We start from the raw sequence: 15,533 nt of genomic DNA on the forward strand, positions 1-15,533 counted from the left end.
TCTGTTCTGGCGCCGCGAAGCCGGGCTGCGCGATGATGCGGGGCCAAGGCCCAGCTTCGCGGCCGACCTGCCGATGCCGACGTGGATACCGTTGAAACCGTTCTTCTGATGCTGATGCTGGGCGCGGTGACCGGCGTGGCCGCCCGCTACCTGCGCGCCATTCCGCTGCCGCTGATCCAGATCGCGCTGGGTGCGCTGCTGTCCTGGCCGCGCCAGGGGCTGCACGTGGCGTTCGATCCGGAACTGTTCCTGCTGCTTTTCATTCCGCCGCTGCTGTTCTCGGACGGCTGGCGCATTCCCAAGCGGGAGTTCTTCGCGCTGTACAAGCCGATCCTGCGTCTGGCCCTGGCGCTGGTACTGGCCACGGTGCTGGGCCTGGGCTGGCTGATCCACTGGATGATCCCGCAGATGCCGCTGCCGGTGGCTTTCGCCCTGGCCGCGGTGGTCTCGCCGACCGACGCCGTGGCGGTCTCGGCGATCACCCGCAACCTGGGCATGCCGGCGCGCACCATGCACATCCTCGAAGGCGAGTCGATGCTCAACGACGCCTCCGGCCTGGTGGCGCTGAAATTCGCCGTTGCCGCCACCGTCACCGGCGCTTTCTCGTGGAGTGGCGTGGCACGCGAATTCGTGTGGGTGGCGGTGGGCGGGCTGGCCGTCGGGGTCGGGCTGGGCTGGGGCTTCGCCTGGCTGCGCGAGTTGATCACCCGCCGTCTGGGCGACCTGGCGGCCACGCAGATGGTGATGCTGCTCCTGCTGCTGCCCTTTGCCGCCTACATGCTGGGCGAGCGCGTCGGGGTCTCGGGCATCCTGGCCGCGGTGGCGGCCGGCTTCGCCACCAACTTCGCCGACCTGCGGCGCGGCGAGTTCATCGGCGAGCGCATGCAGAGCGCCGGCGCCTGGGCCATGCTGGAATCGTCCTTCAACGGCGCCATCTTCCTGTTGCTGGGGCTGCAGTTGCCGTCGATCGTCACCGGCATGGAAGGCTCGGGCTACGGCGGCTGGCAGCTCGCCGGCTACGTGCTGGCCCTTACCGCCGCCCTGCTGGCGCTGCGCTGGGGCTGGCTGGTGCTGGCCATGCAGGGCCGCCTGCTCAAGGCGCGCCTGGCCGGCGATGCCGGCGCGCGGCGCACCTGGCTGACCGAGCTGGCGGCCACACTGGCGGGCATCCGCGGCGCGGTGACGCTGGCCGGCGCCTTGTCGGTGCCGCTGATGCTGGACGCGGACACGCCCTTCCCCGCGCGCGACCTGCTGGTCTTCCTGGCCACCGGCACCATCATCGTCACGCTGGTGCTGGGCAGCATCGGCCTGCCGCTGGTGCTGCGCCGGCTGCCGCCGGCAAGCGAGACGCGCGAGGTGCGCGAGGAGCGCGCGGCCAGGCTGGCCGCCTGCCGCGCGGCGGTGACCGACCTGGCCCTCGACCCGGACCGGCCCGAAGCCGGCGACGCCGACTGGATGGCCCAGTACCAGGAGACGGTCGGCCGACTGACGCAGGACTACCGCCGCCGCATGAGCCTGCTCGACGACGGCAGTGCCGACGCCGGCTCGCCCGAGGCGCAGGCCGAGACGCCGCTGGCGCAGCAGCAGCGGCGCCAGCGCTACCTGCTCGAACTCGAGATGCGCCTGAAGTGCCTGCATGTCGAACGCGACGCGCTGTATGCCGAGCGGTTCGCCGAGCGCATCAACGACGAATCGCTGCGCACGCTGGTGGCCGAGCTCGACCTGTCCGAGATCTCGTTGCGCCGGCGGGTCAAGGTGGCGCAGCAGACCGCCGCCGCCGGCGTCGCGCGGACGGCGGGCGATGATGGCTGACTCGCAGGAGCCGGGGCTTGGCGGACGGGACACGGTGGCGTGGCGCAAAAGCCGGCGGCGTCAGGCGGTCCGGTCGGCCGTCAGGCCGAGCTCGGACGCCATCTGCTCGCGGATCCTGAACTTCTGGATCTTGCCGGTCACGGTCATCGGGAACGCGTCGACGAAACGGATGTAGCGCGGCACCTTGTAGTGCGCAATCTGCCCCTTGCAGAAATCGCGCACCTCTTCCTCGGTGACCGACTGGCCCGGCTTGCGGATGATCCAGGCGCACAGCTCCTCGCCATAGCGCCTGTCGGGCAGCCCGACCACCTGCACGTCCTGCACCTTGGGGTGGCGGTACAGAAACTCCTCGATCTCGCGCGGGTAGATGTTCTCGCCGCCGCGGATCACCATGTCCTTGATGCGGCCGACGATGTTCACGTAGCCCTCGTCGTCCATGGTGGCGAGGTCGCCGGTGTGCATCCAGTGCTCGGCGTCGATCGCCTCGGCGGTCTTTTCCGGGTCGTCCCAGTAGCCGTGCATGACCGAGTAGCCGCGGGTGCACAGCTCGCCGCGCTCGCCGCGCGGCACGATGGCGCCCGATTCGGGGTCGATGATCTTGACCTCCAGGTGCGGCTGCACCGTGCCGACGGTGGCCACGCGCTTGTCCAGCGGCGTGTCGGTGCTGCTCTGGCAGCTGACCGGGCTGGTCTCGGTCATGCCGTAGGCGATGGTGATCTGCGACAGGTGCATCTGCTCGACCACCCGCTTCATCACCTCGATCGGGCAGGGCGAGCCGGCCATGATGCCGGTGCGCAGGGTCGACAGGTCGAACTCGCCAAAGCGCGGATGGTCCAGCTCGGCGATGAACATGGTCGGCACGCCGTGCAGGCCGGTGCACCGCTCGGCCTGCACCGTCTCGAGCACGGTGAGCGGATCGAAGCCGTCGTTCGGGTAGACGATGGCCGAGCCATGCGTCAGGCAGGCCAGGTTGCCCAGCACCATGCCGAAGCAGTGGTACAGCGGCACGGGAATGCAAAGGCGGTCATCCGGCCCGAGCTTCATGCATTCGCCGATGAAGAAGCCGTTGTTCAGGATGTTGCGGTGCGTCAGCGTGGCGCCCTTGGGGAAGCCGGTGGTACCGCTGGTGAACTGGATGTTGATGGGGTCGCCGGCGCCCAGCGCGGCCTGCACCTGCGCCACGCGCGGGTCGTGCGCATCGCCGCTGGCGAGCAGGTCGGAAAAGCGCTGCATGCCGGGCTCGTCGCCACCCTGCCCGGCCGGCGCGTCGATCCACACCACGCGCGCGAGCTGCGGCAAGCGGGCCGAGGCCAGGGCACCCGGCGCAGCGGCGGCCAGCTCGGGCGCCAGCTCGCGCAGCATGCCCAGGTAGTCGCTGGTCTTGAAGCGCGCCATGGTCACCAGCGCCTTGCATCCGACCTTGTTGAGCGCATATTCGACCTCGGCCGTGCGGTAGGCCGGGTTGATGTTGACCAGGACGAGCCCGACCTTGGCGGTCGCGATCTGCATGAGCACCCAGGCCACGTTGTTGTGCGACCAGATGCCCACCCGGTCGCCCGGCACGAGCCCTGTGCGCAGCAGGGCGCTGGCCAGGCGGTTCGACGCGGCCTGCAACTCGCGGTAGGTGAAGCGCTGGCCTTCGTGCCGGCTGACCAGCGCTTCGCGGTCGGGCTGGCGCGCGACCATGTCGTCGAAGAAATCGCCGATGGTCTGCTCGATCAGCGGCACGTCGGTGGCGCCCTTGGCGTCGCTCTGGCTCATCGCTTGTCTCCTTGTCGTTCTTGCGCGGGCGGGCGGCCCGCCGGCCTCAGGCCGTCTCGTTGAACAGCTCGCGGCCGATGAGCATGCGGCGGACCTCGCTGGTGCCGGCGCCGATCTCGTAGAGCTTGGCGTCGCGCCACAGGCGCTCGACCGGGAAGTCCTTGGTATAGCCGACGCCGCCCAGCGCCTGGATGGCCTCGCCGGCCATCCACGTCGCCTTCTCGGCCGAGTAGAGGATGGCGCCGGCGGCGTCCTTGCGGAAGGTCCGCGCGTGGTCCTGGCGGTCGCAGGCCTTGCCCACCGCGTAGACGTAGGCGCGGGTGGCCTGCCAGGTGCTGTACATGTCGGCGACCTTGCCCTGCATGAGCTGGAATTCGCCGATGCTCTGGCCGAACTGCTTGCGCTCGTGCACGTAGGGAAGCACCGCGTCCATGCAGGCGGCCATGATGCCCAGCGGGCCGCCCGAGAGCACGGCGCGCTCGTAGTCCAGGCCGCTCATCAGCACCTTGGCGCCATTGCCTTCGCCGCCCAGCACGTTTTCCTCGGGCACCTCGCAGTTGTCGAAGAACAGCGGGTAGGTGTTGGAGCCGCGCATGCCCAGCTTGTCGAGCTTGTTGCCGGCCGAGAAGCCCTTGAAGCCCTTCTCGACGATGAAGGCGGTCATGCCGCGCGCGCCCATCTCCAGGTCGGTCTTGGCGTAGATCACCAGGGTGTCGGCGTCGCCGCCGTTGGTGATCCACATCTTGCTGCCGTTGAGCACGTAGCAGCCGTCCTTCTTCTCGGCGCGCAGCTTCATGCTGACCACGTCGGAGCCGGCGTTGGGTTCGCTCATCGCCAGCGCGCCCACGTGCTCGCCGCTGACCAGCTTGGGCAGGTACTTCTTCTTCTGCGCATCGCTGCCGTTGCGGTGGATCTGGTTGACGCACAGGTTGGAGTGCGCGCCATAGGACAGGCCGACCGAAGCGGAGGCGCGCGAGACCTCTTCCATGGCGATGATGTGCGCCAGGTAACCCAGCTCGGTGCCGCCGTATTCCTCCTTGACCGTCATGCCGTGCAGGCCCAGCTCGCCGAGCTTGCGCCAGAGGTCATGCGGAAAGAGGTTGTCGCTGTCGATGCGCGCCGCGCGCGGCGTGATCTCGTGCGCGGCGAAGTCGCGCACCGCGTCACGCAGCGAATCGAGCGTCTCGCCAAGGTCGAAGTTCAGGCCGGGATCGTGCATGTCGCTTGTCTCCTTCAAGAGGCTGCCCGCGTGGACGTCACCACGGCTTCGCGCCATGGCGGCCATGCGAAAAATCGCAGCTTACGCCCGGCAGCGGCGCAAATGGCGCCACAATAGTTGCAAATCGCGCCACCACTTCGAGCCACCAGATGTCCACGCCCGCCCTGCGCGGCCAGCCCCGCGCCGCCACGCCCATGGCGTTCGTCCAGGCGATCGTCCGCGCTTACGCGCGCTACGGGAAGGACCCGGCGGCGGCGTTGCAGCAGGCACAGATCGCGCCGCGCGACGTGCGCAATCCGCAGGCCCGGGTGACGGCTGCGCAGTTCGAGACCCTCTCCGGCCATGCCATGCAGGAGCTGGACGACGAGGCCCTGGGCTGGTTCGGCCGCCGCCTGCCCTGGGGCAGCTACGGCATGCTGTGCCGCGCGTCGATCAGCGCCCCCAACCTCGGCGTGGCCATCAAGCGCTGGTGCCGCCACCACTGGCTGCTGGCCGACGACATCCGCATCGAGCTGCACATCCAGGGCGGGCTGGCCACCGTCTCGGTGATCGAGCTGCGGCCGCTGGGCGAGTTCCGCGAGTTCTGCCTGGTGACGATGCTGCGCTTCCTCCACGGGTTCGCCAGCTGGGCGATCGACTCGCGGGTGTCGTTGCGCGAGGCGGCATTCCCGCATCCGGCGCCGCCGCATGCCGAGGCCTATCCGCTCATGTTCTGCGAGCGGGTGCTGTTCGGCGCCGATCACGCCAGCTACAGCTTCGACGAGCGCTACCTGCAGCTGCCCCTGCATCGCGACGAACGGGCACTGCGCGTGATGCTGCGGCGCGCCCTGCCGCTGACGGTGCTGCAGTACCGGCGCGACCGCCTGCTGGGCCAGCGGGTGCGGGAGCTGTTGCGCACCCGGCCGCAGGAAACCGGCAATGCGCAGGCCCTGGCCACGCTGCTCAACGTGTCTGCGCGCACACTGCATCGCCAACTGCAGGAGGAAGGCATGACGCTGCAGGCGCTCAAGGACGAGGTCCGGCGCGAGTCGGCCATCGCGCTGCTGCGCCGCGGCGGCCCGCAGCGGCCGATCAAGCAGGTGGCGCTGGCGGTGGGGTTTCGCAACGAGAAGAGCTTCGCGCGTGCGTTCCGCCAGTGGACGGGCAGCACGCCGGGCGAGTTCCGCGAGCAGGATCGCTGAAGCGACGATGCCCGCTCGCGCTCAGCGTTGCTGCTGCTGGCGCGCCCTCGCCTGCTCGGCCTGGCGTCGCGCCTGCTCCTGCTGCTGCGCCTGCTCCATCTGCACTTGCTGCTGGTGCAGCAGATCCTCGCGGCGGGTCTGCTGCAGGCGCCGGGCCTGATCCTGCTGAACCTGCAGCTGGTTGCGCTGCTGGGTCCATTGGTCCTGCGTGCGCTGGTCGCGCCGCGCCTGGTCCACCCGATCGCGTTGCTGGCGGTCCTGACGGGCGCGTTCCTGCCGTGCCTCCTCGTGCCGGCGCGCGGCCTGTTGCTGGCGCTGCTGCGGCGTCGCCTGCGCCACTTGCACCGATGGCTGCCATTGGAAAGGTTGCGACGCCTGGGGCACGGGCTCGCCTGTGGCCGTAGGCTGCAAGGTGCGCTGCGCCCAAGCGCCACCGGCAAGCGACATGACTGCCGCCGCCAACGTCACGCAGCGGCCCGAGTGCAAAAGGAGTTGCGAAGCCATGTCCCCATGCTAGCCGTGCGCGCGTGGCGCGCTTGCCGGCCAGCCGCGGCGGTGGCTGTCGGAACAGGCGCCGCGTTGCTCAGGCGTCGTGCATGCGGTGCGCCGCCAGCACGGCCGGCAGCTGCGCCATGTCGACGAAGATATGCACCACGCCAATGGCGCGCAGCGCGTCGGCGCTGCTGTGGCCCAGCCCGCCCGGGCTGTAGCCGAACACGGTCGCGCCGGCGGCGAGCCCGGCCATGGCGCCGGTGACGGTGTCTTCGACCACCGCGCAGCGGCGCGGGTCGGCGTCGAGCGCACGGGCGGCGGCGAGGTAGACGTCCGGGGCCGGCTTGGAGCGCGGCATCTCGTGGCCGCTGAACACCCGCCCCTGGAAGGCGTCGAGCAGGCCGATCTTTTCCAGCTGCAGTTCCACCTTGAGGCGGTCGGCGCCGGAAGCGCAGGCGATGCGCCCGCCCAGGCGCGCATGCAGCGCGCGCACCGCGGCCGGCGCGCCGGCAATCTCGACCAGCTCGCGGTCGAGCGCCTCGTTGCGGCGTTCGCGGAACTGCGCCAGCCATTCGGACGTGATGCGAGTGCCGGTGTGCGATTCGATCAGGTCGATCTCGTCCTTGACCGCCTTGCCGACAAATGTGCGCATGCAGTCGGCAAGGGACATGGACCAGCCCAGCTCCTCGAGCATGTCGCGCAGCACGCGGTTGGTGATGGGTTCGGAGTCGACCAGGACGCCGTCGCAGTCGAACAGCACGGCGTCGAAGGGAATGGGGCTCATGCGGGGAGTCGGAAGGAAAGAGTCCGGCGCGGCCTTCAGCCGGCGCCGGCGGCCGGGTCGCCGGCCGCGTCCACATAGTACCAACGCGCCAGGCCGTCCGCGCCGCGCTCGCGCACGAAGCGGCTGCGTTCGGCCAGGCGCGTGGCCCGGCCGCCGGCGTCCCGCACGCGCGCCACGAACTCGACTTCGGCATGCGTGTCGTCGATGCGGCGGTGCGACTTGACCGACAGGCCGAGCCAGCGCGCGCCGGGCTCGAAATCGAGCGAAGCCGGCCGCTGGCCGGCATGCCAGGTGGCGAGCAGGTAGTCGGCGCGCTCGCGCACGAAGGCGCTGTAGCGCGAGCGCATGAGCGATTCGGCATCCGGGGCGGGCCGGCTGTCGAAGTGGTCGAGGTAGCGGCCGCAACAGTCGGCGTAGGCGAGCGCGCGGCCGCGCGTGTCGGTGCGACCGCAGGGACAGGGAATTTGGTCGTTCATGCTCGTGAAGTGTCGCTGACAGGCGGCGGCCCAGGACTCAGAACGGCCGCTGCGGCGCCGTGGCGCAGGCCGTCACCAGCCATTCGCGGAAGGCCTTCATCGCCGCGGTGGGCCGGCGCGACTTGAGCGAGGTGAGCCAGTAGGCGCCGCGCGCCAGTTCCTGTGCAAACGGCTGCACCAGCCGGCCCTGCTGCAGTTCGCGCGAGAACAGCCGCACCGGCAGCAGGGCCACGCCGGCGCCCTGCGCGGCCGCTTCGGCAAGCGCCAGCGACGAATCGAAGACGGTGCCGCGCAACACCGGGCAAGCCGTGCCGGTGGCCGCGAACCAGTCGGTCCATTCGTCGGCGCGGTACGAGCGCAGCAAGGTCTCGCGGGCCAGGTCGGCCGGCACGCGCAGCCGCGCCGCCGTCGCCGGCGCGCACATCGGCGACAGCGGGGCCTGCAGCAGCGCGTCGGCGCGCGTGCCATGCCAGGCGCCGTCGCCGAAGCGCACGGCAAAGTCGAGCCCCTCGGCCGCCAGGTCGACCCGGTTGTTGTGCGTCTGCAGGCGCAGGTCGACGAACGGGCAGGCCTCCTGGAACTGGCGCAGCCGCGGCAGCAGCCAGCCCACGGTGAAGGTGGCCACGGCCCCGACGGTGAGCACCTCGCGCGGACGCGCATCGCCCAGCTGCGCCAGCGCGGCACCGACGCGCGAGAACGATTCGGCCACCACGGGCAGCAGCGACTGCCCCTCGTCTGTCAGCGCCAGGCCGCGCGGCAGGCGCCGGAACAGCGGCCGGCCCAGGCGCTGCTCGAGATTGCGGATGTGCTGGCTCACCGCCGTCTGCGTCACGTGCAGTTCCTCGGCGGCGCGGGTCAGGTTCAAGTGGCGCGCGGCAGCCTCGAAGGCGCGCAGCGCGTTGAGCGGCAGGTGCATGGTGGGCCAGTTTTTCTTGGGTCCGGCCGCGCTTCTTGTCGATGGTGCGGACGGCGGGATGTGCCTATTGTCGAGGGCATTCCCTGACCACGGAGATCCTGTTGATGATGAGAAGACGCGAATTTTCCTTTGGCCTGGCCATGTCGGCATTGATGGCCGGCACGGCGGGCGCGGCCCCTGCGGCCGCAGGCAAGCAAGCCGGCGCGGCCTGGCGCGCCGGCATGGCGCGCATCGAGGCAGGCACGGGCGGCCGCCTGGGCGTGGCCATGCTCGACACAGGCTCCGGGCTGGCACTGGGCTGGCGCGAGAACGAACGCTTCGCCATGTGCAGCACCTTCAAGCTGATGCTGGCGGCCTGGATGCTGGCGCTGGTGGACCAGGGCCGCGAGCGGCTGGACACCCGCATCGAGTACGGGCCGGAGGTACTGGTGCCCTATTCGCCGGTCTCCGGCCCGCACGCCGGCCCACGCCGCGAAGGCAAGGAGCCCGGCGGCGGCCTGACCGTCGCCGAGCTGTGCGACGCGGCCGTGACGCTGAGCGACAACAGCGCGGCGAACCTGCTGCTGGCGCGCCACGGCGGGCCGGCCGGCCTGACCGCCTTCATGCGCACGCTCGGCGACCCGGTGAGCCGGCTCGACCGCAACGAGCCGGGCCTGAACGAGGCCGCCGTGGGCGACGAGCGCGACACCACGACGCCGGCCGCGATGCTGCGCTCGATGCGCAAGGTGATGCTGGGCGAGGCGCTGTCGCCGGCGGGCCGCGCGCAACTGGTCGCCTGGGCCACCGGCAACCGCACCGGCGACAAGCGGCTGCGCGCCGGCGTGCCCGGCTGGCGTGTCGGCGACAAGACCGGCACCGCCGGCGAAAGCGGCACGGCCAACGACATCGGCGTGTTCTGGCCGCCCGGCGGCGCGGCGCCGGTGCTGGTGACCTGCTACCTGACGCGGGCGACGGTGCCCGCCGCGCAGCAGGACGCGGCGATCGCCGAGGTGGCGCGCAGTGTCTCGGCGGCGATTGGGGGCCGAAGCCGGACGGGCTGAACGTCCGCGCGCGCGCTCAGCGCCCCGCTTCGTCGGCCGCCAGCAAGGCCCGCAGCCGGCGCGCGTCAGCCGGCTTGTACAGCAGCGGATACCCGGCGCGCTCGACCTCGGTGCGGTGCTTGGCGGCGGTCTCGCCGGTCAGGATCGCCACCCGCCGCACTTTGCCCACACCGTGCAGCGCCTGCGCCGCGGCCAGGCCGGACAAGCCGCTGCCCAGGCGCAGGTCGCCCAGCAGGAGGTCGAACTCGCCGGCGAGCTCCCAGGCCTCGCCGGGGTTGGCCGCCAGCGCCACGTCGTGGCCCCAGCCGCGCAACAGCGTCGCCATGGCACGGCGCACCGGCTCCTCGTCGTCGAGCACCAGCACGCGGCGCGGCGTCGCGTCCTCCAGCGGCGCCGGCGCGGTGTCCGCCGGCGCGTCGCCGGGCGGCGCGGCCGGCAGCGTCAGGCTGAAGACGCTGCCACGGCCGGGTTGCGAACGCAGGTGGATGCGCGACTGCAGCATGCGCGCCATGCTGGCCACGAGCGACAGGCCGAGCCCCAGCCCGCGGCTGCGGTCGCGGCCCGGGTTGTCGAGCTGGAAGAACGGCTCGAACACCTCCTCGCGGTGCGCCGTGTCGATGCCGATGCCCGAATCGCGCACCTCCAGCCGCCAGGCCGGCCCGGCGTCCGTGTGCGCGCGGCGCACCGCCACCAGCACCGTGCCGCGCGACGTGTACTTGATGGCGTTGTCGACCAGGTTGCCCAGGAGCCGCGACAGCACGCGCTCGTCCGATCGCACCGCCGCGTCCGTGGCGGCGAAGCGCAGGGTCAGGCCCTTGGCCGAGGCCATCGGCTGGAAGCGGCTGCGCAGCGAACGAAAAAGCGGCGCCAGTCGCACCGGCTCCATCGTGGCCTGCAAGCCGTCACCGTCGAACTGGGCGATGTCGAGCAAGGCGTCGACCGAGGTGCGCAGCGCATCGACGCTGTCGCGCATGGCGCGCAGGGTCTCGCGCGTGGGCGGCTGCACCGGGCTGAGCGCGTCGACGAAGATGGACAGCGCATGCATCGGCTGGCGCAGGTCGTGGTTGGCGGCGGCGAAGATGCGCGCGCGCTGCGCCGCCAGTTGCGCCACCTGGTCGAGCTCGCGCGACAGCGCCTGGGTCAGCCGCGTGTTCTCGAAGCCGGTGTTCATCGATTCCACGATCAACCGGTGCTGCTTGTGCGAGTAGTACAGCGCCGACCACAACTGCAGCACCACCAGCGCGCCCATCAGGATGGTGACGTTGTCCCCTTCCCATATCAGGCGGACCGACAGGCTCAGGTAGCCCGGCACGGCGAACAGCACCGCGGCCCGCCACCACTGCGAGATCGCCATGGTCGAGGCGCTGGTCATGGCGCTGATGAAAAAATACATCAGCAGGATGTAGGCCAGTTGCCCGCTGGGAAAGAACAACCACGGCGCCAGCGCCCACACCACGCCCGGGAACAGCATGCGCGTCTCGAGGTCGCGCCGGATTCGGAAGGCGTCCTGCACGCCATAGGTCTCCGGCCGCTCGCGGTGCAGGTGGAAGTACATGTGCACCTGCATGCCGTGGACCATCACCGCCCACACCAGCGTGCCCTTGTCGCCGGTCATGATCAGGAAGGTGATCCAGAACACCGCCGCCACCAGGCCAGCCGAGAAAGGCGTGTCGCGCGTGTCCAGCACGTACGCCTGCGCCAGGCGCTGGTCCACCAGCGGGTTGGCATGCGGCGTGTCGGTCCAGAGGTGGCTCAGGCCCCGCAGCAGACCGGCCACCCGACCGCGCTCGGTGGGAGCGATGGCGTCAGGCATAAGTAGACACAATTGTTGCCGAAACGGGACAACTGTGCTCGCGCCTTCCCGCCGCTTTCGGGGGCCTTGCGCCTTTTTCAACATCTGCGGCAGATCATGGTGCGCGGGGCCGACCCGCTCAGAACGGCGCGTCGGCGTCCACGGCCGCCTCGGGCGGCGCCTCGCCACCACCCGGCCGGCGATTGAGCTGGTCCAGCAGATTCATCACCTGCTTGCGCAGGCCGGTGTTCTCGGCGGTGAGCTCGGCCACGCGCTTGCGCAACGCCTCGACCGTATCCCCCGCGGCGGAGGCGTCGGCGCCGGGTTCGCCTGCCGCCGCGTCGCCGGCGGGTTCGGCGCCCGGCTCGCGCGGCTTGCGCCTGGCTTCGCGCGCGCGCTTGGCCGCCTGCTTGAGCTCGTCCTTGCCGGCGCTGGCGGCGGCAACCTGCTCTTCGGCCGGCAAGGTGGAGACCACGGCCGCGGCGTTCAGCGAAATGTCGCCGGACTTGATGGCCGCCACGAGCTCGGGCGTCGCCTGCTTCTGGATCTTCTCGATCATGGCGACCTGCGTGTTGGTCAACCGCGCCGCACGTGCCAGGGCCTCGCGCGTGGCGAGCGCCTGCGCGGCGGCGTCATCCGCGCCAGGGCCGCTCGCCTCCTCGCGCGGCGCGGGCACCTCGGCGTCCTGCGGCGCCGCGGCGGCGCGCGCGCGGCGCTGCGCCACGATCTCGCGCTTGCGCAAGGCCAGCACGCCGCGCTGGAAGTCAGAGACGCTGCGCCGGCCCAGGTGCTGGTCGATCATCCACAAGTGCACGTCTTCCATGGACTGGAAGCGCGTGTTCTGCACCGTGTTGAACGGCAGGCCATGCTTCTGGCAGATGCCGTAGCGATTGTGGCCGTCGACCAGCACGTCGCCCCACAGCACCAGCGCATCGCGGCAGCCTTCGGCCAGCAGGCTGCGTTCGAGCGCTTCGTATTCCTCCGCGGTCAACGGGTCGATGTAGGCCTTGAGTTCTTCGTTGACGACGATGTCCATGAATGCGCGGTTCCCGGTGATGTTCAAAGGGCGGGCATTGTAGAGATGCGTCGCGGCGCGCCGGTGCTACAACCTGGCCTGGCCGGTCGTCGTTGCCGCCACCTGAAAGCCCGGATGAAGGAAATGAAACAACCAGAAGACGTTCCCCGCGCGTTCCAGGACGCCTGGAACAGCCACGACATGGCGTCTCTGGGCGCACTGTTCCATGAGGACGCGACCTTCGTGAACCGCTTCGGCCACTACGTGCGGGGCGCCAGCGAGATCGTGAAGCTGCACACGCCCATCCATGAAACCATCTACAGCGATTCCACGTTGGAGAACGAGTTGATCGACGTCGTCACGACCGGCGACGGCGCGGCGGTCATTCACTTCTGGAGCCGCCTCGCGGCCGGTACGGCACACCCGGCGGGCCCTCACGCCGTGGACACGTTGATCCTTGCCGTGCTGACGCGGCAGGCCGGCCAATGGCGGATCAAGGCGCTCGAGAACGTGACCCTGACGAATCCGCGCACCGGCCAGGCGGTGCTGCGTGGCGCCCCGGGTTCGCCGTACGCAAGCTGACGAATCTGGCCCCGGTCAGGCCCACAGGCGCTTGCGGGCGCTCTGCAGAAAGCCTTCGCGCCGCAGTTGGGGCTTTGCCTTGGTCTGGCCTTGCGCAATGATCTCGAACGCTCGGCCGGAGTTCAACTTGAAGCCAAGGCCGTCGCGCGAACCAAGGCGGGCATGCGTGTTCGAGGAGATCACATGCACCTTGAGGTGGCGCCCGATCGATGCCGAGAGCTTCTGGCACGCTGCCGACATGTCCGCCTTGTCCGGGACCAGCTCCCCATGGACGACCAGCAGCTCGACGGTGCCTTCCTCGTCTTCGCCAAGAATGAAGGCCCGCACGACCGACGCCTTGAACCTGGACCGCAGCATTGCGCGGATGGGCTCGGCCGCGGCGAACGACTTGAGCGCGATGGCCCTCAGCTCGTCGTAGAAGACGAACGATCGATTCGCGCACACCGCCATCGACTCGCCGTCCTCGCCGGCCCGCTCGGTCAGGATGCCGCTCGTGACGAGGTGCGCCTGCGTGCGCTCCACGTCGGCCGCGTCCAGCTTCGTCCTCCTGGCGAGTTCACCGACGGTGAACTCGCCGGCCGGCTCGGCAAGGACCACCTTGAGCAGTTTCTGGACTTCAGGGGCAAGAAGGAAATCTGCGGCACTCATCGCGGCGCCGAACCTCAGATGGCCCGCTGGATCAGCAGTTTCTGGATATCCGACGTGCCTTCGTAGATCTGGCACACGCGCACGTCGCGGTAGATGCGCTCGAGGGGGAAGTCCTGCACGTAGCCGTAGCCGCCCAGCGTCTGGATGGCGGCGCTGCACACGCGCTCGGCCATTTCGCTGGCAAAGAGCTTGGCCATGGCGGCTTCTTTCAGGCAGGGCCGCCCGGCATCGCGCAGTGCCGCGGCATGCCAGATGAGTTGGCGAGCAGCTTCGATCTGCGTGGCGCATTCGGCCAGGCGAAAGCCTACGGCCTGCTGGTCGAAGATGCTGCCGCCGAAGGCCTGGCGCTCCTTGGCGTACCGGACCGCAACGTCGAACGCGCTGCGCGCCATGCCCACGCTTTGCGCGGCGATGCCGATGCGCCCGCCCTCCAGCGCACCGAGGGCGATCTTGTAGCCCTCGCCTTCCGCGCCGATGAGGTTGTCGGCCGGGATGCGGCAGTCCTCGAAGTTGATCTGCGCCGTGTCGCTGCTGTGCTGGCCGAGCTTGTCCTCCAGCCGCGCGACCTGGTAGCCGGGCGCGTCGGTCGGCACGATGAAGGCGCTCATGCCGCGCTTGCCCGCAGCCTTGTCGGTCACGGCGATGACGATGGCCACCTGGCCGTTCCTGCCGCTGGTGATGAACTGCTTGACGCCGTTGATGACGTAGTCGTCGCCGTCCTTGCGCGCGGTGGTGCGCAGGCTCGACGCGTCGCTGCCGGCCTGCGGCTCGGTCAGGCAGAAGGCGCCGAGCATGCGGCCCTGCGCCAGCGGCGTCAGCCACTGCTTCTTCTGCGCCGCGCTGCCATAGCGCATGAGGATGGCGTTGACGGGGCAGTTGGTCACGCTGATGGCAGTGCTGGTGCCGCCGTCGCCTGCGGCGATCTCCTCGAGCACCAGCGCCAGCGTCAGGTAGTCCAGCCCGGCGCCGCCGTGTTCCTCGGGCACGCAAATGCCGTAGGCGCCCAGTTCGGCCAGGCCGGCATGCGCCTGCGTGGGGAAGGTGTGCTCGCGGTCCCAGCGCGCGGCATGCGGCCACAGCTGCTCCTGGGAAAAGGCGCGCACGGCATCGCGGATGGATTCCTGTTCGGGCGTCAGCAGCATGGCGATCTTTCGTCTCGTTCGTTCTTGTCGGTATGGATGCTCAGGAAGGCGACTGTTCGCCGCGCAGCTGCTCGCGGTAGCGCGCCAGCATCTGTTCCTGCGTCTCGGCAGCGGTCGCGCCGCCGGTCTGGTCGCGGATCATCTGGTTCATGGTCGGCATCGCGTCACGCGGAATCCACGTCTGCGGCTGCCACAGCTGCGAGCGCATGAAGGCCTTGGCGCAATGCAGGTAGGCCTCGCGCACGGCGATCTCGACGACCAGCTTCGGACGCTGGCGTTCCTGCGCAAAGCGGTCGCAGAACGCCGGCTCGTCGCGCAGCCGCGCGGTGCCGTTGACGCGCAGCGTCTCGTCCATGCCGGGGATCATGAACAGCAGCGCCACGCGCGGATCCGCCAGCAGGTTCTCGAGCGTGTCGAGCCGGTTGTTGCCGCCCGAATCGGGCAGCAGCAGGCTGGCGCCGTCGTCGCTGCACTTGACGAAGCCGGGCGCGCCGCCGCGCGGCGAGGCATCGAGCAGGTCGCCGCCGCGCCCGCCGCTGGCGATGACGCAGAACGGCGACAGCGCCACGAAGCGGCGGCCGTGCGCATCCAGCGCGGCCATCTGCTTGCGCACGGCGCGCTCGCCGGGGGCGGCGTAGAGCGCGCGCAACTGGTCGAGCGTCTCGATCATGCG

Annotated in this window: 15 protein-coding genes; 4 read left to right on the top strand and 11 right to left on the bottom strand. The window is 70.2% G+C overall.

What is annotated here, in order from left to right:
• Positions 1-81: 81 nt before the first annotated feature.
• On the top strand, positions 82-1,812 hold the full coding sequence (locus VES41_RS20010) for a Na+/H+ antiporter (protein ID WP_324820661.1): 1,731 nt from the start codon (positions 82-84) through the stop codon (positions 1,810-1,812).
• A gap of 60 nt (positions 1,813-1,872) precedes the next feature.
• On the opposite strand, the gene VES41_RS20015 is transcribed toward VES41_RS20010, so the two are convergent.
• Positions 1,873-3,573, bottom strand: a complete 1,701-nt coding sequence (locus VES41_RS20015) for an AMP-binding protein (RefSeq protein WP_324820663.1) — start codon at positions 3,571-3,573, stop codon at positions 1,873-1,875.
• A 46-nt stretch (positions 3,574-3,619) separates the two neighbouring features.
• On the bottom strand, positions 3,620-4,792 hold the full coding sequence (locus VES41_RS20020; RefSeq protein WP_324820664.1) for an isovaleryl-CoA dehydrogenase: 1,173 nt from the start codon (positions 4,790-4,792) through the stop codon (positions 3,620-3,622).
• A 149-nt stretch (positions 4,793-4,941) separates the two neighbouring features.
• Between VES41_RS20020 and VES41_RS20025 the strand changes: the two genes are divergently transcribed.
• Entirely contained in the window at positions 4,942-5,973 is a 1,032-nt protein-coding gene (locus VES41_RS20025) for an AraC family transcriptional regulator (protein WP_324820666.1), read from the top strand.
• Between the two features lie 21 nt (positions 5,974-5,994).
• Here the strand turns inward: VES41_RS20025 and VES41_RS20030 are convergent, their stop codons facing one another.
• The 4 genes from VES41_RS20030 to VES41_RS20045 all read right to left on the bottom strand — a co-directional run bounded on the left by VES41_RS20030 (position 5,995) and on the right by VES41_RS20045 (position 8,641).
• On the bottom strand, positions 5,995-6,477 hold the full coding sequence (locus VES41_RS20030; protein ID WP_324820668.1) for a hypothetical protein: 483 nt from the start codon (positions 6,475-6,477) through the stop codon (positions 5,995-5,997).
• 79 nt (positions 6,478-6,556) lie between these two features.
• Positions 6,557-7,249 (bottom strand): HAD family phosphatase, encoded by a 693-nt coding sequence (locus tag VES41_RS20035; protein WP_324820670.1) that lies wholly within the window; start codon positions 7,247-7,249, stop codon positions 6,557-6,559.
• Between the two features lie 35 nt (positions 7,250-7,284).
• Entirely contained in the window at positions 7,285-7,725 is a 441-nt protein-coding gene (locus VES41_RS20040) for a YchJ family protein (protein ID WP_324820672.1), read from the bottom strand.
• A gap of 37 nt (positions 7,726-7,762) precedes the next feature.
• Entirely contained in the window at positions 7,763-8,641 is an 879-nt protein-coding gene (locus tag VES41_RS20045) for a LysR family transcriptional regulator (RefSeq protein ID WP_324820674.1), read from the bottom strand.
• Between the two features lie 104 nt (positions 8,642-8,745).
• Between VES41_RS20045 and bla the strand changes: the two genes are divergently transcribed.
• Complete coding sequence (gene bla / locus VES41_RS20050; RefSeq protein ID WP_414719194.1) at positions 8,746-9,681, top strand: class A beta-lactamase; 936 nt, start codon at positions 8,746-8,748, stop codon at positions 9,679-9,681.
• Between the two features lie 16 nt (positions 9,682-9,697).
• Here the strand turns inward: bla and VES41_RS20055 are convergent, their stop codons facing one another.
• On the bottom strand, positions 9,698-11,494 hold the full coding sequence (locus VES41_RS20055) for an ATP-binding response regulator (RefSeq protein WP_324820678.1): 1,797 nt from the start codon (positions 11,492-11,494) through the stop codon (positions 9,698-9,700).
• A gap of 118 nt (positions 11,495-11,612) precedes the next feature.
• Entirely contained in the window at positions 11,613-12,509 is an 897-nt protein-coding gene (locus VES41_RS20060; protein ID WP_324820757.1) for a plasmid replication/partition related protein, read from the bottom strand.
• A gap of 123 nt (positions 12,510-12,632) precedes the next feature.
• Between VES41_RS20060 and VES41_RS20065 the strand changes: the two genes are divergently transcribed.
• Positions 12,633-13,070, top strand: coding sequence for an SgcJ/EcaC family oxidoreductase (locus VES41_RS20065; RefSeq protein ID WP_324820680.1), 438 nt, complete (start codon positions 12,633-12,635; stop codon positions 13,068-13,070).
• A 15-nt stretch (positions 13,071-13,085) separates the two neighbouring features.
• On the opposite strand, the gene VES41_RS20070 is transcribed toward VES41_RS20065, so the two are convergent.
• The 3 genes from VES41_RS20070 to VES41_RS20080 are packed head-to-tail and all read right to left on the bottom strand — an operon-like array spanning position 13,086 to position 15,530.
• Positions 13,086-13,718, bottom strand: a complete 633-nt coding sequence (locus VES41_RS20070; protein ID WP_324820682.1) for a hypothetical protein — start codon at positions 13,716-13,718, stop codon at positions 13,086-13,088.
• Positions 13,719-13,732: 14 nt separating this feature from the next.
• A complete protein-coding gene (locus VES41_RS20075; protein WP_324820684.1) occupies positions 13,733-14,860 on the bottom strand; it encodes an acyl-CoA dehydrogenase family protein in 1,128 nt (375 codons plus the stop codon).
• A 40-nt stretch (positions 14,861-14,900) separates the two neighbouring features.
• Positions 14,901-15,530 carry a pyridoxamine 5'-phosphate oxidase family protein gene (locus VES41_RS20080; protein ID WP_324820686.1) on the bottom strand — a complete coding sequence of 210 codons (630 nt, stop codon included), beginning with the start codon at positions 15,528-15,530 and terminating at the stop codon, positions 14,901-14,903.
• Positions 15,531-15,533: the final 3 nt, after the last annotated feature.

Origin of the sequence: Variovorax sp., from assembly GCF_035634955.1 — a bacterium.
GTDB lineage: Bacteria > Pseudomonadota > Gammaproteobacteria > Burkholderiales > Burkholderiaceae_C > Variovorax.